Here is a 19,819-nt window from a genome sequence, read left to right as displayed (position 1 = left end):
CTCTTTGGTGTGAGGCGGAACATTCTAGGCGTCGTTCGGGAATCGTGTTTCCGTAGGCCATTCCAGCTTCGCGGACCGGGGCTGGCTTCTGCGGCCAATTTCAGGATTTCTGACATATGTTAGTTTTCACTAGTGGATGTATTCGTTTGTAAATGGCACTATTGGGGTTTATTTCGGAATATTCCGAGCTGTGCAACAAAAAAGGAACCCGACATGAGTCCATGGAAGCGCCTCGGTGCCTTCTTCGCCGCCACGGCCACAACCGCCGTCCTGGCCGCCAATGTGGCGGCCCAAGGCCAACCGCCCATCCTGATTGGCCAGACCGTGGGCGTGACCGGCTCCGCCGCGGCCACGGTCAAGGAATCCATGCTGGGCGCGTCGCTGTATTTCCAGCAGGTGAACGCGCAGGGCGGAATCGGCGGGCGCAAGATCGAACTGGTGACGCTGGACGACAAGTTCGACCCCAAGCTGACGTTCGAGAACGCCCGCACGCTGATCGAGAAAAACGAGGTCACCGCGCTGTTCATGCCGCGCGGAACCCCGCACACCAAGGACCTGATCCCGCTGCTCGACAAACATGGCGTGCCGCTGGTCGGACCGTCCACTGGCGCGATGGCGTTGCATCAGCCGGTTCCCAAAAACATCTTCCACATCCGCGCCCCCTACCAGCGCGAGGTGGAGATGGCGATCGAGCACATGCTGCGCCAGGGATCGACGCGCATTGGAATTCTGCATGTGGACGACGCTTTCGGGGAAGATGGCCTGGAAGGCGCCCAGAAAGCCTTCAAGGCGCACAACATGCAGGCGGCTTTCATCGAGAAGTTCGACCGCGCCAAGCCGGACTTCTCCGCCATCGCGCCGCGCATCTTCGAGAAGCGCCCACAGACCGTGATCGTCATCGGCACCGGGCAGGCGGTGGTGGACGCGATCCTCGCGCTGCGGGCCACCGGACTGGCCGCGCAACTCATCACGCTGTCCAACAACGCGTCATCGGGCTTCACCAAGGCGCTGGGCGACAAGGCGCGCGGCGTGATCGTCACCCAGGTCTTTCCCTCCGAGCGTTCGTTCAGCTATCCGTTGATCCAGGAACTCGCCCACGCAGCCAAGACGCAAGGCGCGGGCACCGTATCCCCCGCGGTGGTCGAGGGTTTCGCCAACGCCAAGGTACTCGTGGAGGGCCTGCGCCGCGCCGCGCCCACCATTGATCGCCAGCATCTGCGCGCCGCGCTGGACGGCATGAGCAAATACGATCTGGGCGGCCTGGAGATCTCGTACAGCAGCACGGATCATTCGGGGCTCGACTATGCGGATCTGTCCATCATCACCGCGGATGGGCGCTTCCAGCGCTGACGACCGGCATGGAGTGCACGGGAAGGTCGCCAACACATTCTCGTGAGACTCTATAAAAAAAACCGCAGGAGCGAACAGCCCCTGCGGTTTTTTCATCATCACTCCATCGCTGAGAGCCGCTAACACAACCCTCGATACGTCGTTGCTTCGCCTTGTCGTACGCTTGTACTGCCTGCGGCTTCGCGCCTCGTCTCGATCGCAAACCTTCGGTTTGCTGGGTCTTGTTAGCAGCTCTTAATGCGAAGGAGCATCCGCGAATGTTCCGCCCCACCAGTCCGGCCCATTCGCCATGCGCTCGCGCATGGTGCTCAGTGCGCTTCGCTGGCTGCGGGAGCGGCGGTTTCCGTGCCGTGTTTCTCGCCACTCATGTCGATCTTGTCACCCGCCTGCATGATGACGAAAAGCGCGATCGCCGCGAACACCACAAATCCCATGGCCAGCTTCAGCATCCTGTATCTCCTGAGTATGTATCGAAGCTCTGCGCATGGCCGGATGGCGTGTTCCGGGAACAGGCCAATCCTCCCGCGGCAGAGCATGTAATGCGTGCCTGCCAACAAAAAGGCCTTGCACCGGAGTGCAAGGCCTGTCCATAAGCCAGGCCCTTTGCAATTGCATCAGGTCTGGATTGCAGGCAGCTTACGCTGCCGCTTCTTTTTATTAGAAGTTGTGACGCACACCCACGGCGAACGAGCTGAAATCGTCGCCAGCGATGCCGGTCATGTAGGACGCGCCGTCCTTGTTGTCCACCTTGGTGTAGTAAGCGTAGACCTTGGTGCGCTTGCTCAGGTTGTAGTTGTAGGCCAGCGTGTACTGCAGGGCGCTGGAATCGGCGATGTTCTTCATCTTGCCGGCGCGGCCGACGTTCAGGTGGAACTCGCTTGCGCCCAGCAGGTATGCGCCAGACAGGCGATACGCGGTACGCGTGCCTGCGTCTTCGGCGGCGGACACCTGATCAAAGCCCCAGTTCTTGCTGCGCTGCACGTAGGCGCCCACCAGGAATTGCGAGCCGATCTTGTACAGGCCGCGGATGGCGAACTGGTTGGACTTGTCGAACTTGGTGGCACCCAGGCCCAGGGCCAGCGGACCGGCCTCATAGTTGGCGGCCAGGTCGTACACGTTCTTGTTGCCGTACTTGGCATTCTTTTCGTACAGGCCGGTTCCCAGTTCCGCGTTGAAGCCGCTGAATGTCGGCGTCTTGTAGCTGATGCCGTTGGAGTTGGTGGCCACGTCGTTCATCACGTATGCGTACAGCGCATCGGCGGAAGAACCTGTATCGTGGTTGTGCATGCTGATGTAATCAGCGGTTGCGAAGTAGGAAGGCGCGGTCCAGCGGCCCAGGCGAACCTGGCCGAAATTGCCCGACAGGTTCACTTCGCTTTGACGGGCAAAGAAGCCGCGGCCATCCGAGACGCCGGTGTCGGAGTTGAAGCCGGACTCCAGAACAAAGCCAGCCTTCAGGCCGCCGCCCAGGTCTTCGGTGCCCATGAAGCCGAAACGCGAAGCGTTGTTGGCCATCACGGTGGCCGATTCGCCGCCAGCCTTTTGGTGCTCCACGGTGGTGTTCACGCGACCGTAGATCGTGACGCTGCTTTGGGCGAAAGCGGCGGAGGTGCCCAGCACGGCCAGGGTAGCGAGCAGCAAGCGGCTAGATTTTTGCATCTTGGTTCCTTCAGGGGTTGCTCTTGGTGAGCAATTTATTTGTAACTTATCGAAAACGTCCGCCATGCGCCCGGCAGCGTAAAGCTTCTTGAAAAGCGCACCGATTGAACGTATCGACGTATCCGGTGCGTGAATTCTAGGAGTAACTCATTGCTTCACATACAAAAATGTCACAGGGATAACACAATCTGATGTATTGCCGCTACACATTCGCATGCGTGGCGTCGGCATCCATGTGTTACCCCCGTGCATCAGGTCATCCGGCCATCAATCGTTGGCGTAGATGTCCACGTCCTTGGTTTCGCGGATGAAGAGCGTGCCGACGATGAACGTCATGCCGGCGATCACGATGGGGTACCACAGGCCGTTGTACATGTTGCCGGTCGAGGCCACGATGGCGAAGGCAGTCGTCGGCAGCAGTCCGCCGAACCAGCCATTGCCGATGTGATAGGGCAGCGACATGGAGGTGTAGCGGATGCGCGTGGGGAACAGTTCCACCAGCATGGCGGCGATCGGACCGTACACCATCGTCACCAGGATCACCAGGTAGGTCAGGATGACGAGCATCATCAGCTTGTTCATCTTGGCGGGGTCCGCCTTGGTCGGGTAGCCGGCCAGCTTCAGGTCTTCGGCCACTTCCGCCTTGAATGCGCCAATCGCCTTGACCGTGGCTTCATCGAACTTGTGATTCACCACGACGCCTTCGGGAGCGGTGATGGACCTTTCGCCGATCTTCACCACGGCGGGAGAGCCTGCGGGGCCTGCGACGTTGTCATAGCTCACGGAGTTGGCCACCAGGAAGCGCTTGGCGATGTCGCATGAGCTCCTGAAGTCGATTTCACGAGCCACCGGATTGCCCTGGAACGAGCAGGTGCGGGGATCGGCGACCACGGTGACGGCGGACGTCGCCTGTGCCTGCGCCAGATCGGGGTTGGCGGCGGAGGTCAGCGCCTTGAACACCGGGAAGTAGGTCAGCACGGCCAGCAGGCAGCCCAGCATGATGATGGGCTTGCGGCCGATCCTGTCGGACAGCGAGCCGAAAATCACGAAGAAGGGAGTGCCGATCAGCAGGGCGGCGGCAATCATCAGGTTGGCCGTGATGGCATCCACCTTGAGCTGCTGCGTCAGGAAGAACAGCGAATAGAACTGGCCCGTGTACCACACCACGGCCTGGCCGGCTGTCAAACCCAGCAGGGCCAGGATCACGACCTTCAGGTTCTTCCATTGGCCAAACGATTCGGCCAGCGGCGCCTTGGAGGTCTTGCCTTCCGCCTTCATGCGCTGGAAGGCGGGAGATTCCGACAGCGACAGGCGGATCCACACGGAAACGGCCAGCAGCAGGATCGAGACCATGAATGGAATACGCCAGCCCCAGTCATTGAAGGGGCCTTCGCCCATGATGGTGCGGGTACCCAGAATCACCAGCAGCGACAGGAACAGGCCCAGCGTCGCGGTGGTCTGGATCCACGATGTGTAGGCGCCGCGCCGGCCGTGAGGGGCGTGCTCTGCCACATAGGTGGCCGCACCGCCGTACTCACCGCCAAGCGCCAGGCCTTGCAGCATGCGCAGCGCAACCAGGATGATCGGAGCGGCGACGCCGATGCTCGCATAGCTTGGCAGGATACCGACGATGAATGTCGAGATACCCATGATCAGGATGGTCACCAGGAAGGTGTATTTGCGGCCGATCATGTCACCCAGGCGCCCGAACACGAGGGCGCCGAACGGACGGACCAGGAAGCCCGCGGCAAACGCCAGCAACGCGAAGATGAAGGCAGCGCCCGCATCCAGGCCGCTGAAGAATTGCTTGGCGATGATGGCTGCGAGCGAGCCGTAGAGGTAGAAGTCGTACCACTCGAAAACGGTACCTAGCGAAGACGCGAAGATGACTTTCTTCTCTTCGCCGCTCATCGGCCGTGGCGCGGCCACGTTGGCCGAACCCGGCCGGGTCGGTGCATTGCTGCTCATGTTTGCTGTCTCCTGTCGTTGGAAAAGTGGAATCAAACGCACTGCCTGATTTGCAGGTAAGCGCAATATCTGCGCGCCATCTTTCCAAAACCTGACAACAAAAACCGCCCGGAAGGCGCCGTGCTTACGGCTATCTGACAAACCCGGTATCAACCCTTTGCCAAAATTTCTTCATATGAAACAACAGCCGTTTTATCGCCTTCCAAGGATCCGGGGATGCGTTTCAAACGTCCTTTCGTGCCATTTCCCGCACGGGAAATCCCTCGCTAGGAAATACCCGCACATACGTCTGGATCCCGCGGGAAAGGACGCGCCGCCCGCGCTCAGGGAAGAGCGGACGCGCACGCCGCCGCGCATGCATCCCACTGCCCGCTTTCAAACCACGCATCGCCCTCCAGATAGGCGCGCAGCATGGGAAGGCTGTCCAGTCCCCAGAACAGCTTCGCGTCCACCTCGAACATGGGCACGCCAAAGACACCCCGCGCGTTGGCCTCGTCGGTGTTAGCGCGCAAAAAGGCCTTGGCCTGCTCTTGCGAATCCGGGCGGATCTGCTCGGCCAGCAGTTCCGTCAACGCCTCCAGCCGCACCGCATCGTTGGCCTCATGGCCGCCCAGCCAGACGTGGCGGAAGATGGCATCGGCCGTGAAGCGGTTGATGCAGCCGTCATCGCTGCATGCCAGCGCCAGGCGCAGCAGCGGCAGCGGATGGAACGGATGCCGCGCGGGCATCTGCAGGCCGCATCCCTGCGCATGGCCGAGCCAGGTCACGTGGCGATAGGTCCATTCGCGCTTCGGAGGAATGCCCGCCGGACCGGGGTTGGCATGCTGCTTGAACAAGGCGCCCAGCAGCACCGGCTTGTAGCGCATGTGGTAGCTCAGTCCTTCGAGGGCGCGCGGCGCCTGATCGAAAGCCAGCCATGCGTAAGGCGAGACGAAATCGAGGTAACAGGTGATCTGCTTCATGCCACAACCTTCGGAAGTTCGATGCCCGCGCGTTCAAGTGCGCGAAACCAGATGGCGCGGCGCGTGGCCGCATCCGCGCCGGACCACTGACGGATGTCGTCGATGGTGCGGAAACAGCCTTCGCAGTGGCTGCGGTCCGGCGTCATGCGGCACACGTTGACGCAGGGAGAATCGACTGTGCCGCCATAGGCGTCTGCCAAATGCCCGCGCGCCGCGACTTCCAGCGCCCGTGCCAGCAGCAGCGGAGTGTCGCTCATGGCTGCCCGGCCTTCACCACGTCGGCCACCGGCGCGCCGGTGAGCTTTTCCAGATCGGCGGGCGCGAGCTGGAAAACGCCCTTGGGATGACCCGCGGCCGCCCAGATCACATCGAAACGGAACAGTTCGCGGTCGATCAGCGTGACCGGCGTGCTCGCATGGGCCACGGGCGACACGCCGCCGATGGTGAAGCCGGTGGATGCCTTCACGAAATCGGCATCGGCGCGCCCTGTCTTGCCGACGAGCGCGTCGACCTTCTTTTCATCCACCCGCCGGTCGCCGGAGGTGATCACCAGCACTGCTGCATCGTCGCTCTTGCGGCGGAAGATGATGCTCTTGGCAATCTGCCCCACGGACACGCCCAGCGCCTGCGCCGCCTCCTGCGCGGTGCGCGCGGAGTCGTCCAGCATGACGGGCGCGTGCGCATGGCCGCTGGCCTGCAGGACTTCCGCGACGCGGCGCACGCCGTCGGGCAATACATGAAGTTCGGATCCGCACATGTTCGTCTCGTTCATCTCGAATGTTGATGGAGCGCCTCTGGCAAGGCCCGGCCGATCAGCCCGCGCGCTTGTTCAGGATGGCCGTGGCAACGCGTGAATTCGGCTTGCGGCCCAGGAAGTCGCTGATGAATTTTCCGGCATCCACCAGCTTGTCCAGGTCGATGCCGGTTTCGATACCCATGCCATGCAGCATGTAGACCACGTCCTCCGTGGAAACGTTGCCCGTCGCGCCCTTGGCGTAAGGGCAGCCGCCCAGGCCCGCTACCGACGCCTGGAAATTCCAGACACCCATTTCCAGCGCCGCCAGGGTGTTGGACAGCGCCTGCCCATAAGTGTCATGGAAATGGCCCGACACCTCGTCGATGGAGAAGTGCCTGAGCGTGGCCTCGATGGCGGCCTGCGCCTTGCGCGGCGTGCCCGTGCCGATCGTGTCGGCCACGTCCACGCGCTGCACGCCGATCTGCTTCATCAAGCGGGCCAGCTCGCCCACTTTTTCCGGTGCGATGTCGCCTTCATAGGGACAGCCCAGCGCGCAGCTCAGCGCCCCGCGCACCTTGATACCCGCGGCAAGCGCCGCCTCGACGACGGGGGCGAAGCGCTCGATGCTCTCGGCAATCGAGCAGTTGATGTTCTTCTGGCTGAAAGACTCGCTCGCGGCGCCGAACACCACGATCTCGTCAGGTCTGGAGCCCAGCGCCGATTCCAGGCCTTTCATGTTGGGCGTAAGCACGGAATAAAGCACGCCGGGGCTGCGCCGCATGCCCGCCATGACCTCGGCGTTATCGCCCATCTGCGGAACCCACTTGGGACTCACGAAACTGGTGACCTCGATCTCCTTGACGCCCGCGTCCTGCAGGCGCTGCACCAGTTCGATCTTGACGGCTGCGGGAACCGGCGCCTTCTCGTTTTGCAGGCCGTCGCGCGGTCCGACGTCGATGAGTTTCACGCGGGAAGGGATCAGGGAGGAAAGTGCCATGATGATTTGTGCTCGTGGTGATGGTTGGGTTCAAAACGCCTGCAACCGAAGTCCAGGCCATCGTCATTCAAAAATCGTTCAATAGCCGCGCGCCAGATCCACCAGCCCCACGACCGGCTCGCCACGGCCCAGCGCGGCGATCTTGCGCGCGATCTGCCCGATGCTGTCCTCGCGCAGCGTGTTGGCGGACGCGTGCGGCGTGACCGTGATCTTCGGGTGGTTCCAGAACGCATGGTCCGCAGGCAGCGGCTCGGTCTGGAATACGTCGAGTGTCGCGCCTGCCACATGGCCGCTGGCGATCTGCGCCAGCAGGTCCGCGTCCACCAGATGCGCGCCACGCGCCACATTGATCACATAGGCATCCGGCTTGAGCCGGGAAAGCGTCCTGGCATCGATGATGTTTTCGGTCTGCGGCGTGAGCGGCAGCAGATTGACCAGTACCCGCGTGCCCGCCAGGAACTCCGTGAATCCCTGCTCGCCGCTGAAGCAGCGCACGCCTTCCAGCGATTTGGGCGAACGGCTCCAGCCCAGCACTGGAAAATCGAAGTGCGCGACGGCGCGCGCCACACGCTCGCCCAGCACGCCAAGCCCCATCACTCCGACCGGGAAATCGGCGCGCGAGAGCGTGCGCCGCATCTTCCATTCGCGCCCATGCTGCTGCTCGTCGTATGCGGAAAATTCCCGGAAATGACGGATCAGCGCGTGACAGACATACTCCGCCATCTGCACTGCCATGCCGCCATCGTCGATGCGGATCAGCGGCAGCTCGCGCGGCCAGCGCAACCTGAGCAGCGCATCCACTCCCGCCCCGAGATTGAACATGGCCTTCAGATCGCGCTGCTCGTCGATCAACTGCTGCGGCGGCTGCCACACGACGGCATAGTCGGCGGGCTCTGCTCCCGGCCGCCACTCGCTGACCTGCGCACCGGGCAGCGCCTGCCCCAGCTCCCTGATCCACGCATCCGCGGATGGATTACGGTAATAGAACGTGATCTTCATGGCTTGCGAGGTTACCGAATTTTCGCCGTGAGCAGCGCTCGCGCCTTTCCTCCCCCTTTGCGAAGGGAGGAAAAGCCGCCCTGCATTCAAGCGGCGGCAAGCTTCAGCAGCTCGGCGCCTTCGGCCACCTGGTCGCCCGGCGCATAAAGCAGCTCGGCGACGACGCCGTCGGCCGGAGCCGCGATGGTGTGCTCCATCTTCATCGCCTCCATCACCGCGAGCGCCTGCCCCTTGGCGACCTTGTCCCCCGCCTTCACCGCGAACGACACCACCTTGCCGGGCATGGGCGCCGTCAGGCGGCCACCTTCGGAATGCGCGTCCCCGGCGTGCGCCAGCGGGTCCAGCAGATCGATGCGCGTCGCGCCCGCCGGCGTGAACACATGGGCCGCATCCCCTTGCACATGGACAATGGAGCGCACGCGCGCCTCGCCCAGTTGCAGGTCGAACGAGCCGTCGGCCTGGCGCGCAAACCACAGCGGGGCGCTGACCAGCTGACTGTCGCCTTCCCGCACATCCAGCGCGTACCGGCCCGCAGCCAGATAGGAAAGCGAAGCCTTCACCTCGCGGCCCCCGTGATCGAAATCGAACGGACGCTGGTAGACACCCAGCGAACGCCAGCCATCGCGGTGGCTGAAAGGATCCGCAGTCTGCCCCGCCCGCTCGCCGTCGAGCACCCGCGCCACCACGCTGGCCACGGCAAGCGGCGTGCCCACCATCTCCTGCCTGAACAGCACGCTTTCCTCACGCTGGATGAGCGCGGTGTCGAGATTCGCCTGCGCGAACGAATGGCTGCGCGCCACCAGGCGCAGGAACTGCACGTTGGTGTTCAAGCCCACGATCTGCGTCTGCGAAAGCGCTGCATCCAGGCGCGCCAGCGCCTGCTCCCGGTTGTCGCCATGCACGATCAGCTTGGCGATCATCGAGTCGTAGAACGGGCTGATGGCATCGCCTTCGCGCACGCCATCGTCGATACGCACGCCGCCGCGCTCGAAGCTCACGCAGGCAGGCTTGCGGTAGACGTTCAGCGTGCCGGTCGCGGGCAGGAAGTTGTTGTCCGGGTTCTCGGCGCAGATGCGCGCCTCGATGGCATGGCCGATGATCCTGAGCTCGCCTTGCTGCCTGGGCAGCGCCTCGCCGCCGGCAACGCGCAACTGCCATTCAACGAGGTCCTCGCCGGTGATCGCCTCGGTCACCGGATGCTCCACCTGCAGGCGGGTGTTCATCTCCATGAAGAAGAAGTTCATCTCGCCGCCGTCGCGCTGCTCGACAATGAATTCCACCGTGCCCGCGCCCACGTAGTTCACGGCGCGCGCGGCGGCCACCGCGGCTTCGCCCATCTGGCGGCGCATGGCCTCGGTCATGCCGGGCGCTGGCGCTTCCTCCAGCACCTTCTGGTGGCGGCGCTGCACCGAGCAGTCGCGCTCGAACAGGTACACGTAGTTGCCATGCGTGTCGCCGAACACCTGGATCTCGATATGGCGCGGACGCTGCACGTACTTCTCGATCAGCACGGCGTCGTCGCCGAAACTGTTGATGGCCTCGCGCTTGCACGACGCCAGCGCCTCGGCGAATCCGGCCGCGGAATCCACCGCGCGCATGCCCTTGCCGCCGCCGCCCGCGCTGGCCTTGATGAGCACCGGATAGCCGATGCGATCCGCCTCGCGCGCCAGCATTGCGGGATCCTGGTCATGGCCGTGATAGCCGGGCACCAGCGGCACGCCCGCCTTTTCCATGAGCTGCTTGGATTCGGCCTTCAGGCCCATCGCCTGGATCGCCGAAGGCGGCGGGCCGATGAACACCAGGCCGGCGTCGGCGCATGCCTGGGCGAACTCCTCGTTCTCCGACAGAAAGCCGTAGCCCGGATGGATCGCCTGGGCGCCCGTGGCCCTGGCGGCTTCGATGATGCGCTCCCAGCGCAGATAGCTCTCCTTGGGAGCGCTGCCGCCGATATGCACCGCCTCGTCGCAGTAAGCGACGTGCTTGGCGTGTGCGTCGGCATCGGAATAGACGGCGACGGTCTTCACCCCCATGCGGCGCGCGGTCGCCGCCACGCGGCAGGCAATTTCGCCTCGATTCGCGATCAGTATCTTATGGAACATATTCAAACCACCTTCCTCTCGGAATCGGAAAACAAACCAGATATGCGACGCCATGCGGCGCGCAGGAATTTGAAAAGCACGATGAGCGCAATCGCCGAAAGAATGATTGCGATCACCAGCGCAAGACCGAAGAGCGCCGGATGCTGCGTCGCCAGCCATACCGTGGCGACCACCAGCCCGTCTTCGAGAAACGACAGTCCCCAGTTGGAGAACGGCTCGGGCGACGTGTTGGCCGCGGCGCGCGTGGCCATCTTGGTCGCCAGCGACGTGGCGGACAGCGTGCCGCCGAGCAGCCCCGCCGCGACGGCCATCGACGCGTTGTCCGCGCCGAACACGCCTGCCGCCAGCATCGCGCCCGCGGGCACGCGGATGAACGCGTTCACCGAATCCCACAGGCTGTCGATCCACGGCACCTTGTCGGCGAAGAACTCCACCACCAGCATGAATCCCGCGACGCCAAGCACCACGGGATGCTGCAAAACCGTCAGTCCGGCAGGCAGAGCAAGCCAGCCCAACGCCCCCATCACTCCCACCAGGAACACCACGGCATAAAGACGGAAACCGCTGGCCCAGCCAAGCGCCGCGGCCAGCGCGAGCATGCCCGCCATGTCCAGCTTCCCGGCAGCCTGGCGCGCGCCCTCCGCCACGTCATGCGCGATGCCGGCGTCCATGTGCAGTCCGGCCGAATGCAGCCATTGCACGATGTGAAGCCAGAGCGCGTCCATCTATATGCCTTGATCCGCCGGTCAGCCCGGCAGCCAGGAGGGCTTGCGTTTGGCGAGAAACGCCTGAACGCCCTCGCGGCCTTCTTCGCTGGCGCGAATGTCGGCGATGCCCTGCACCGTCTGCTCGATGAGCGCGGCGTCGATCTCCCTGTCCGCCACGTCCTGGACCAGCTTCTTGGCGGCGCGCACGGCATTCGGGCTCGCGCCCAGCAGGTTCTTGAGGATGCCATCGACCGTGGCGTCGAGCGCGTCCAGCGCCACGACCTCGTGCACGAAGCCGATGCGCAGCGCCTGCGCGGCGCTGAAGCGCTCGGCCGTCAGGAAATAGCGATGCGCCGCGCGCGCGCCCATGGCGCGAATCACGTACGGGCTGATGGTCGCCGGGATCAGGCCGATCCTGGTCTCGCTCAGGCAATACTGGACATGGTCCGCCGATACCGCGATGTCGCAGCACGCCACCAGCCCCACGCCGCCCGCGTAGACATCGCCCTGCACCCGCGCGATGGTGGGCTTGGGGCATTCGTAGATCACGCGCAGCATCCCGGCGAGCAGCGACGCATCCTGGATGTTCTCCTCGCGCGTGTAGTCCGCCATGCGGCGCATCCAGTTCAGATTCGCGCCGGCGCAGAAGGCGGGGCCTTCGGCCGCCAGCACGATGGCGCGGACATCGGGACGCCCGCCCGCCGCGCGGAACGCCTCGGTGATCTCGGCAATCACCTCGTCGCTGAATGCGTTGCGGATCTCGGGCTGGGTGAGCGTGATGGTCGCCACCGCGCCATCGACCTGCAGAGTCAGGGAATGGGTCATCGGGTTATCTCCTTCATTGTCTTTGGCCGGGCATCACATGCGGAATACACCGAACTTCGTGTCCTCGAGCGGCGCGTTGCGCGTGGCCGCCAGCCCCAGCGCCAGCACGCGGCGGGTATCGGCGGGGTCGATCACCCCGTCATCCCACAGCCGCGCGGTGGCGTAGTAAGGATGGCCCTGGTCTTCATACTGCTTGCGGATCGGCGCCTTGAACGCCTCCTCTTCCTCGGCGCTCCACTGGCCGCCCTTGCTTTCGATGCCGTCGCGCTTGACCGTCGCCAGCACGCTTGCCGCCTGCTCGCCGCCCATCACGCTGATGCGCGCGTTCGGCCACATCCACAGGAAGCGTGGCGAATACGCACGGCCGCACATGCCGTAGTTGCCCGCGCCGAAACTGCCGCCGATGATGACCGTGAACTTCGGAACGCTGGCGGTGGCGACCGCCGTCACCAGCTTGGCGCCGTGGCGCGCGATGCCTTCGTTCTCGTACTTGCGGCCCACCATGAAGCCCGTGATGTTCTGCAGGAACACCAGCGGGATCTTGCGCTGGCAGCACAGTTCGATGAAGTGCGCTCCCTTCACCGCGGATTCGCTGAACAGGATGCCGTTGTTGGCGATGATGCCCACCTGCATGCCTTCGATGCGCGCGAAGCCGCAGACCAGGGTGCTGCCAAAGCGCGCCTTGAACTCGTCGAACTCGCTGGCGTCCACCACGCGCGCGATGATCTCGCGCACATCGAACGGCTTGCGCGTGTCCACGGGGATCACGCCATAGAGTTCACCGGCGTCGAACAGCGGCGGGCGCGGCGCATGGTCGTTGGCGCAGGACTGCTTGCCGTGATTGAGGTTGCCGGTGATCTGGCGGGCCAGCGCCAGCGCATGCAGGTCGTTCTCGGCCAGATGGTCGGCCACGCCCGAGAGCCGCGTGTGGACATCGCCGCCGCCCAGGTCCTCGGCGCTCACCACCTCGCCGGTAGCCGCCTTCACGAGCGGCGGGCCGCCCAGGAAAATCGTTCCCTGGTTCTTCACGATGATCGATTCATCGCTCATGGCCGGCACGTAGGCGCCGCCCGCCGTGCACGAGCCCATCACCACCGCGATCTGCGCGATGCCTTGCGCGCTCATGTTGGCCTGGTTGAAGAAGATGCGGCCGAAGTGATCACGGTCGGGAAACACGTCATCCTGATTGGGCAGATTCGCGCCGCCCGAATCCACCAGGTAAATGCACGGCAACTGGTTCTGCTGCGCGATCTCCTGCGCGCGCAGATGCTTTTTCACCGTCATCGGGTAATAGGTGCCGCCCTTGACGGTGGCATCGTTGCACACAATCATGCAATCGACGCCATTCACCCGGCCGATGCCGGTGATGACGCCGGCACCCGGAGCATCGTTCTTGTACATGTTGAGCGCAGCCAGCGGCGAGAGCTCCAGAAACGGCGTGCCCGGATCGAGCAGGCGCTGCACGCGCTCGCGCGGCAACAGCTTGCCACGCGCCACGTGCTTGGCGCGCGCCGCCTCTCCGCCGCCCTGCGCCACACGCTCGATATGCGCGCGCAGATCATCGACCACCGCCTGCATGGCCTGCGCGTTCGACTGGAAATCCGCCGAGCGCGGGTTGAGTTGCGTGCCAAGAATGCTCATCGTTCTGTTCTCCACTTTTTCCGATTGGGGCACATGGTTTTTGTCACCATCTGCCAGAATTTCGCGCTGGAATCGCCTGAAAATGCCACATGCATACCGTTGAAACCGTCCTGCTTGTCCTGTTGCTTGGAGCGCTCACGGGCATCGTCTCCCGCTACATACGCGCCGTTCCCCTGCCACTGATCCAGATCGCGCTTGGCGCGGCCATTGCCTGGCCGCAAAGCGGCCTGCACATCGCATTCGATCCGGAACTGTTCATGCTGCTGTTCATCCCGCCGCTGCTGTTCGCCGACGGCTGGCGCATTCCCAAACGTGAGTTCTTCGCGCTGGCCAGGCCCATCCTGCTGCTGGCGCTGGGCCTGGTGCTGTTCACGGTATGCGGCCTGGGCTACCTGATCCACTGGATGATTCCCGAGATCCCGCTGACCGTGGCCTTTGCGCTGGCGGCTGTGATCTCGCCCACCGACGCCGTGGCCGTATCGGCCATCACGCGCAACCTGGGCATGCCCGAGAAGACCATGCACATTCTCGAAGGCGAGTCGCTGCTCAACGATGCATCGGGCCTGGTGGCGCTGAAGTTCGCCGTGGCCGCCACGCTGACCGGCGCGCTGTCCTGGGGCGACGTCGCCACGAACTTCCTCTGGATGTCCGTAGGCGGGCTGGCCGTCGGCGCATTGCTCGGCTGGGGCTTCAGCTACGCGCGCAGCACGATCACGCGGCGCCTGGGCGACGTGGCCGCCACGCAGATGGTGCTGCTGCTGGTGCTGCTGCCCTTCGCCGCCTACCTGGTGGGCGAGAAGATCGGCGTCTCCGGCATCCTCTCGGCTGTGGCGGCTGGCATCGCCACCAATTTCGCGGACCTGGACCGCAGCAGCTACGTGAGCGAGCGCCTGCAGACCGAGGGCACCTGGAGCCTGGTCGAAGCCGCATTCAACGGCGCCATCTTCCTGCTGCTGGGCCTGCAACTGCCCTCGATCATCGGCGTGCCGCTGCATGAGGCAGGCCATGAGTGGTGGATTCTGGTGGGCTACGTGGCCGCGATCTCGTGCGCGCTGCTCGCACTGCGCTGGATCTGGATCACGCTTGGCGTGCATGGCGCGCTGCGCAGCGCCCATCACTCGGGCAAGATGGCCGAGCGGCCATCCATGCTGCTCAATCTGGCCACCACGTTCGCCGGCATCCGCGGCGCGGTGACGCTGGCGGGCGCGCTGTCCGTTCCCATGCTGCTCAATAACGGCGAGCCGTTTCCCGCGCGCGGCATGCTGATCTTCCTGGCCACCGGAACCATTCTGTTCACCCTGGTGATGGGCAGCGTGGCGCTGCCTCTCATCTTGAGGCGCCTGCCGGCCCCCGGCGAGCCCCCGACCGTCCGCGAGGAACGACTGGCCCGCGAGGCGGCCTGCATGGCAGCCATGTCCAAGCTCACACTCAGCGAAGAGGAGATCGCCGCGCACACACCCGAATGGGCCGCCATGCACCAGGAAGTCATGGGGCACCTGGCGCAGGAATACCGCAACCGTCTGCAACTTCTCGACGATGGCAGCGGCATCGCCATCTCGCTGGAGAGCGCGCGCGAAACGCCTGAAATCATCCAGCAGCGCAAGCGGCGATATGTGCTGGAGATCGAGATGCGCCTCAAATGCATACGCGCCGAACGCGATGCGGTCTACGCCGAACGGCAAAGGCACAGGATCAACGACGACTCGCTGCGCCGCATTGTGAGCGAACTGGACATGCAGGAGGTCTCCATGCGCAAGCGCCTCGCCGTGGCGCGGCGCACCGCGGGAATGCCCGCGCCCTGACCCCGGTCCGGCGCCGTCGCGCCATCCGCGCGCCGGTCGCTCCATGCGGGCGGCCATCATCGCGCCACCCCCCCGGCCATGCCGCGCGGCATGGGAGCCGGCAGGGCAAAGCCTGAAGCGTCAAGAAACTCCGAGACCACGGGCCGCCACCGATGGATGCCGGCATGGAAAAGCGCATGTCCATCCGCGCCGAAAGGCGGCAATTGCCTGAACTCGGCGCGGCCGCCGCCCTCCACGAAAGCGGTATGCCATTTCACGGGCCATTGCGCGCCAAAGAACTGGTCGTTCTTCGCGTAGACCCACAGCATCGGCACCTGCGATCTGCCGCCAAAATCACGAAAAACCTGTGCCATCTGCTGCGGATCGCAGGGCTGCGCGGGATGCGTGCGCGGATTTCCACCCGCGCCGCCGGCGAAGCTGACCACCGCCTGCGCCCCTTCAGGCTCGAGCGCGGCGGCGGCAACCGAGGCGGCGGCGCCAAACGACTGCCCCACGATCACAGCGCGGTCCGGCGATGCGTCGCCGCGCAGCCGCCGCACCGCCTTCAAGGCCGCGTCGATCTGCCGCGCCGCGGAATTCAGCGCCTTCTCATAGTGCTTGCTGCGGCAGCCGCCGCTGTCCTCGGCATCGTCTTCAAACGTCGGCCCATAGCCCATGCGGGTTGGAACCGCGACGATGAAGCCCCGGCTGACGAAGTACCGCGCCTGCCTGGCAAAGCGCGCGCGGTGCAGCTCCTTGCGGCCTTCGGCCCCGGGCGAGCGGCCATGATTGATCACCGCAACCGGCGCGGGCACGGGGTTGGCCGGATCGGAAAAAACCGTCACCGCGATATGCGCCTTCATCAGCTTGCCGCTGGCGCTCTGCGCCTCCACGGGAATGTGCAGCACCCTCTCCTGGATCGCGGCATGCGCTCCAGAACCTGCCGCCAGCAGTGCCAGCGCGCACGCGCCTGCGACGCAAGGCGCATGCATGTGGCGGCGAAAGCGGTGGCGCGAACTCATGGTGCTGCGATCCCGGACACTGAGGGGCTTCAGGCCGTCTTGCCGTCCCGCAGGCCCAGTTCGTCCTTCATCTGGTCGCGGATGCGGAACTTCTGGATCTTTCCGGTCACCGTCATCGGGAACGAGGTCACGAAGCGGATGTACCTGGGCACCTTGTAGTGCGCGATCTGGCCCTTGCAGAACTCGCGGATGTCCTCTTCGGCCAGCGTCTCGCCGGGCTTGGCGATGACCCATGCGCACAGTTCCTCGCCGAAGCGCTGGTCGGGCACGCCCACCACCTGGACGTCCTGGATCTTGGGGTGGCGGTAGAGGAACTCCTCGACTTCGCGCGGATAGATGTTCTCGCCGCCGCGGATCACCATATCCTTGATGCGCCCGACGATGTTCACATAGCCCTCGTCGTCCATGGTGGCCAGGTCGCCGGTATGCATGAAGCCTTCGGCATCGATGGCCTCGCGCGTCCTGGCCTCGTCATCCCAGTAGCCCAGCATGACCGAGTAGCCGCGCGTGCACAGCTCGCCGCTCTGCCCCCGGGGCAGCACCTCGCCGGTCTCGGGGTGGATGATCTTCACGTCCAGGTGCGGCTGCACCTTGCCGACCGTGGACACGCGCTTTTCCAGCGGCGTGCCGTTGTCGCTCTGGCAGCTCACCGGGCTGGTCTCGGTCATGCCATAGGCGATGGTGATCTCCGAGAGATGCATGTCCTTGACGACGCGCTTCATCACCTCGATCGGGCAGGGCGAGCCGGCCATGATGCCGGTGCGCAGCGTGGACAGGTCGAACTCCGCAAAGCGCGGATGGTCGAGCTCGGCAATGAACATGGTGGGCACGCCGTGCAGGCCCGTGCATTTCTCTGCCTGCACGGTCTCCAGCACCTTGACCGGATCGAAGCCGTCGTTCGGATAAACGATGGCGGAGCCGTGCGTCACGCAGGCCAGGTTGCCCAGCACCATGCCGAAGCAGTGGTACAGGGGCACGGGAATGCACAGCCGGTCCTCGTGCGTGAGCCGCATGCATTCGCCGATGAAAAAGCCGTTGTTCAGTATGTTGCGGTGCGTGAGCGTCGCGCCCTTGGGAAAGCCCGTCGTGCCGCTGGTGAACTGGATGTTGATCGGATCGGTGTTGCGCAGACCGGCCGCAATCGCGTCGATACGCGCATCGCCCGCATCTCCACGCGCCAGCAGCTCGGAGAAACGCAGCATCCCGGCCTGCTCTTCGCCGACGCCCGCCTCATCGATCCACACCACCGTGCGCAGCGTGGGCAGGCGGCCCGCCTTCAACGCACCCGGCTGCGCGCCGGCCATCTCGGGGGCCAGCTCCCGCAGCATTCCGAGGTAGTCGCTCGTCTTGAAGCTCGGCATAGTGACGAGCGCCTTGCAGCCCACCTTGTTGATGGCGTACTCCACCTCGGCCGTCCGATACGCGGGATTGATATTGACCAGCACCAGCCCCACCTGCGCGGTGGCGAACTGCATCAGCACCCATTGCGCGTTGTTGTGCGACCAGATGCCGATCCGGTCGCCCTTGGCAAGGCCCAGGCCCAGCAACGCGCTGGCAAGCCTGCGCGATTCGGCGTGAAGCTGCGAGTAGGTGTAGCGCAGTCCCTGATGCGCGCTGATGAGCGCATCACGATCGGGATATCGTTGCGCGATGTCCCGGAAGAAATCCCCCAGGGTCTGTTCGATCAACGGCTTGTCGGTCGCACCCGAAGCCTCGCTCAGGGCCCGCAGGCCTTGGCCTTGCGTCTGCTGCAAATTCATGTGCTCGTGTCTCCATAATGACTGCGGCTTGCGGCCGACAATCCACTGCGCGCTCGTTCAGCGCACAGCATACGCCCGGAGTCCGTCGATGTGGTGAAGCAATCAGGCCACAGAGGTTGCAAAACACGCCAGCACAAAGCAAAATCCAGCCATGCTCCACCCCATCCCCGACAATGCCCTGGAAAGCCGCCATCCGGCAGTCACCCCAATGGCTTTTGTACGGGCAATCCTGCTGGCTTACGAGCGTCGCGGCCTCAGCCCGGCAGCCGCCCTGGATGCGGCACAAATTGCGCCAGGAATCGTCAACGACAAAGCGTCACGCATCACCGCTCTGCAGATGGAAGTCCTGTCGGGTTTCGCGATGCGCGAACTCGACGACGAAGGCCTTGGCTGGTTCGGCCGCCGCCTGCCCTGGGGAAGCTACGGCATGCTGGCGCGCGCCTCGCTCAGCGCGCCCACGCTGGGGCTTGCGCTCGCACGCTGGTGCCGCCACCACGCGCTCATCACCGATGACATCGGACTGCAATTGCAGTCCGGCAACAACCGCTGCCAGCTCGCGGTATCGGAGCACCGCGATCTCGGCGAGCTGCGCGAGTTCTGCCTGGTGTCGGTGCTGCGCAATGCGCTGGGGCTGGCGAGCTGGTTCATCGACTCGCGCCTGCCCGTCGTGTCCGCGCAGTTTCCCTTTCCCGCACCGCCGCATGCCGATGCGTACCGCGTGCTCTTCGGCGGCAAGGTGGTATTCGATGCGCCGCATGCGGCGGTGGAGCTGGACACCCGCTATCTGGAGCTTCCCCTCAAGCGCGATGAAACCGCCATGCAGCAGATGCTGCAACGCGCCCTGCCCCTCATGGTGCGCAAGTACCGCCGCGACCGGCTGCTGGTGCAGCGCGTGCGGCAGATCCTGGCCGGCACGCCCGACGCCATGCACAGCGCGCGCACCCTGGCCGATGAGCTGCACGTCTCCACGCGCACGCTGCACCGCCAGCTCAAGGAAGAAGGCGCCTCGCTGCAGACGCTGAAGGACGAGATGCGGCGCGGCAAGGCCATCGAACTGCTCAACCGCACCGACCGGCCCATCAAGCAGGTAGCCCAGGCAGCGGGGTTCGCGGGAGAGAAAAGCTTCATCCGCGCATTCCGCGCGTGGACGGGGCATTCGCCCGCCGAGTACCGCAAGTACGCGCGCGGCGCGATGCCTCCCTCCAATGCCTGACAATGTCTTAAGAACGTGTTTACGATCTCCTCGCGCCGCGACAGTGGCTTTGCGGGATGGGATGCAAGGCGCAATACCGCAGCAATAGCCATGCTATTGC

The 19,819-nt window shown here is 64.5% G+C and carries 17 protein-coding genes; 3 read left to right on the top strand and 14 right to left on the bottom strand.

Annotated features, from left to right (window positions below; genetic code table 11):
- Positions 1–213: 213 nt before the first annotated feature.
- Positions 214–1,350 (top strand): ABC transporter substrate-binding protein, encoded by a 1,137-nt coding sequence (locus tag ABWP92_RS04080; protein WP_353234076.1) that lies wholly within the window; start codon positions 214–216, stop codon positions 1,348–1,350.
- A gap of 308 nt (positions 1,351–1,658) precedes the next feature.
- Here ABWP92_RS04080 and ABWP92_RS04075 read toward each other — a convergent pair whose 3' ends face one another.
- From ABWP92_RS04075 to ABWP92_RS04020, 12 genes are all read right to left on the bottom strand, one after another.
- Entirely contained in the window at positions 1,659–1,799 is a 141-nt protein-coding gene (locus ABWP92_RS04075) for a hypothetical protein (protein WP_353234075.1), read from the bottom strand.
- A gap of 208 nt (positions 1,800–2,007) precedes the next feature.
- Positions 2,008–3,009: a porin gene (locus tag ABWP92_RS04070; protein ID WP_353234074.1), complete on the bottom strand. Its 1,002-nt coding sequence runs from the start codon at positions 3,007–3,009 to the stop codon at positions 2,008–2,010.
- 267 nt (positions 3,010–3,276) lie between these two features.
- A complete protein-coding gene (locus ABWP92_RS04065; protein WP_353234073.1) occupies positions 3,277–4,977 on the bottom strand; it encodes an MFS transporter in 1,701 nt (566 codons plus the stop codon).
- 323 nt (positions 4,978–5,300) lie between these two features.
- On the bottom strand, positions 5,301–5,939 hold the full coding sequence (locus tag ABWP92_RS04060) for a DsbA family protein (protein WP_353234072.1): 639 nt from the start codon (positions 5,937–5,939) through the stop codon (positions 5,301–5,303).
- Positions 5,936–6,196, bottom strand: coding sequence for a DUF1289 domain-containing protein (locus tag ABWP92_RS04055; protein ID WP_353234071.1), 261 nt, complete (start codon positions 6,194–6,196; stop codon positions 5,936–5,938). Before ABWP92_RS04055 ends, ABWP92_RS04060 begins: the two co-directional genes overlap by 4 nt.
- The gene (locus tag ABWP92_RS04050; protein ID WP_353234087.1) at positions 6,193–6,696 is read right to left on the bottom strand and encodes a YbaK/EbsC family protein; all 504 of its coding nucleotides are present in this window, start codon (positions 6,694–6,696) and stop codon (positions 6,193–6,195) included. Before ABWP92_RS04050 ends, ABWP92_RS04055 begins: the two co-directional genes overlap by 4 nt.
- Before the next feature lie 55 nt (positions 6,697–6,751).
- Positions 6,752–7,672 (bottom strand): hydroxymethylglutaryl-CoA lyase, encoded by a 921-nt coding sequence (locus tag ABWP92_RS04045; RefSeq protein ID WP_353234070.1) that lies wholly within the window; start codon positions 7,670–7,672, stop codon positions 6,752–6,754.
- A 78-nt stretch (positions 7,673–7,750) separates the two neighbouring features.
- Positions 7,751–8,671: a 2-hydroxyacid dehydrogenase gene (locus tag ABWP92_RS04040; protein ID WP_353234069.1), complete on the bottom strand. Its 921-nt coding sequence runs from the start codon at positions 8,669–8,671 to the stop codon at positions 7,751–7,753.
- A gap of 86 nt (positions 8,672–8,757) precedes the next feature.
- Positions 8,758–10,770 (bottom strand): acetyl/propionyl/methylcrotonyl-CoA carboxylase subunit alpha, encoded by a 2,013-nt coding sequence (locus tag ABWP92_RS04035; RefSeq protein WP_353234068.1) that lies wholly within the window; start codon positions 10,768–10,770, stop codon positions 8,758–8,760.
- Between the two features lie 2 nt (positions 10,771–10,772).
- Positions 10,773–11,495 (bottom strand): DUF4126 domain-containing protein, encoded by a 723-nt coding sequence (locus ABWP92_RS04030; RefSeq protein WP_353234067.1) that lies wholly within the window; start codon positions 11,493–11,495, stop codon positions 10,773–10,775.
- A 21-nt stretch (positions 11,496–11,516) separates the two neighbouring features.
- Positions 11,517–12,302: an enoyl-CoA hydratase/isomerase family protein gene (locus ABWP92_RS04025; protein WP_353234066.1), complete on the bottom strand. Its 786-nt coding sequence runs from the start codon at positions 12,300–12,302 to the stop codon at positions 11,517–11,519.
- A gap of 33 nt (positions 12,303–12,335) precedes the next feature.
- Positions 12,336–13,943 carry a carboxyl transferase domain-containing protein gene (locus ABWP92_RS04020; RefSeq protein WP_353234065.1) on the bottom strand — a complete coding sequence of 536 codons (1,608 nt, stop codon included), beginning with the start codon at positions 13,941–13,943 and terminating at the stop codon, positions 12,336–12,338.
- Between the two features lie 89 nt (positions 13,944–14,032).
- On the opposite strand from ABWP92_RS04020, the gene ABWP92_RS04015 reads away from it, so the two are divergent.
- Entirely contained in the window at positions 14,033–15,745 is a 1,713-nt protein-coding gene (locus ABWP92_RS04015; RefSeq protein WP_353234064.1) for a Na+/H+ antiporter, read from the top strand.
- A 56-nt stretch (positions 15,746–15,801) separates the two neighbouring features.
- On the opposite strand, the gene ABWP92_RS04010 is transcribed toward ABWP92_RS04015, so the two are convergent.
- Together ABWP92_RS04010 and ABWP92_RS04005 are read right to left on the bottom strand one after the other, a co-directional pair.
- Positions 15,802–16,746 carry a dienelactone hydrolase family protein gene (locus tag ABWP92_RS04010; RefSeq protein ID WP_353234063.1) on the bottom strand — a complete coding sequence of 315 codons (945 nt, stop codon included), beginning with the start codon at positions 16,744–16,746 and terminating at the stop codon, positions 15,802–15,804.
- Between the two features lie 29 nt (positions 16,747–16,775).
- Entirely contained in the window at positions 16,776–18,506 is a 1,731-nt protein-coding gene (locus ABWP92_RS04005; RefSeq protein WP_353234062.1) for an AMP-binding protein, read from the bottom strand.
- 208 nt (positions 18,507–18,714) lie between these two features.
- Between ABWP92_RS04005 and ABWP92_RS04000 the strand changes: the two genes are divergently transcribed.
- The gene (locus tag ABWP92_RS04000; protein WP_502907445.1) at positions 18,715–19,719 is read left to right on the top strand and encodes an AraC family transcriptional regulator; all 1,005 of its coding nucleotides are present in this window, start codon (positions 18,715–18,717) and stop codon (positions 19,717–19,719) included.
- The last annotated feature ends 100 nt before the right edge of the window (positions 19,720–19,819 follow it).

Origin of the sequence: Diaphorobacter ruginosibacter, from assembly GCF_040396215.1 — a bacterium.
GTDB lineage: Bacteria > Pseudomonadota > Gammaproteobacteria > Burkholderiales > Burkholderiaceae_C > Diaphorobacter_A > Diaphorobacter_A ruginosibacter_A.
This window is presented reverse-complemented; position numbering and strand designations above follow the sequence as displayed.

Coding starts and splice junctions, on each gene's coding strand:
- ABWP92_RS04000 (WP_502907445.1), top strand. CDS start 18,715: ATGGCTTTTGTACGGGCAATCCTGCTGGCTTACGAGCGTCGCGGCCTC.
- ABWP92_RS04065 (WP_353234073.1), bottom strand. CDS start 4,977: ATGAGCAGCAATGCACCGACCCGGCCGGGTTCGGCCAACGTGGCCGCG.
- ABWP92_RS04075 (WP_353234075.1), bottom strand. CDS start 1,799: ATGCTGAAGCTGGCCATGGGATTTGTGGTGTTCGCGGCGATCGCGCTT.
- ABWP92_RS04050 (WP_353234087.1), bottom strand. CDS start 6,696: ATGTGCGGATCCGAACTTCATGTATTGCCCGACGGCGTGCGCCGCGTC.
- ABWP92_RS04020 (WP_353234065.1), bottom strand. CDS start 13,943: ATGAGCATTCTTGGCACGCAACTCAACCCGCGCTCGGCGGATTTCCAG.
- ABWP92_RS04070 (WP_353234074.1), bottom strand. CDS start 3,009: ATGCAAAAATCTAGCCGCTTGCTGCTCGCTACCCTGGCCGTGCTGGGC.
- ABWP92_RS04030 (WP_353234067.1), bottom strand. CDS start 11,495: ATGGACGCGCTCTGGCTTCACATCGTGCAATGGCTGCATTCGGCCGGA.
- ABWP92_RS04040 (WP_353234069.1), bottom strand. CDS start 8,671: ATGAAGATCACGTTCTATTACCGTAATCCATCCGCGGATGCGTGGATC.
- ABWP92_RS04035 (WP_353234068.1), bottom strand. CDS start 10,770: ATGTTCCATAAGATACTGATCGCGAATCGAGGCGAAATTGCCTGCCGC.
- ABWP92_RS04045 (WP_353234070.1), bottom strand. CDS start 7,672: ATGGCACTTTCCTCCCTGATCCCTTCCCGCGTGAAACTCATCGACGTC.
- ABWP92_RS04025 (WP_353234066.1), bottom strand. CDS start 12,302: ATGACCCATTCCCTGACTCTGCAGGTCGATGGCGCGGTGGCGACCATC.
- ABWP92_RS04055 (WP_353234071.1), bottom strand. CDS start 6,196: ATGAGCGACACTCCGCTGCTGCTGGCACGGGCGCTGGAAGTCGCGGCG.
- ABWP92_RS04060 (WP_353234072.1), bottom strand. CDS start 5,939: ATGAAGCAGATCACCTGTTACCTCGATTTCGTCTCGCCTTACGCATGG.
- ABWP92_RS04080 (WP_353234076.1), top strand. CDS start 214: ATGAGTCCATGGAAGCGCCTCGGTGCCTTCTTCGCCGCCACGGCCACA.
- ABWP92_RS04015 (WP_353234064.1), top strand. CDS start 14,033: ATGCATACCGTTGAAACCGTCCTGCTTGTCCTGTTGCTTGGAGCGCTC.
- ABWP92_RS04010 (WP_353234063.1), bottom strand. CDS start 16,746: ATGAGTTCGCGCCACCGCTTTCGCCGCCACATGCATGCGCCTTGCGTC.
- ABWP92_RS04005 (WP_353234062.1), bottom strand. CDS start 18,506: ATGAATTTGCAGCAGACGCAAGGCCAAGGCCTGCGGGCCCTGAGCGAG.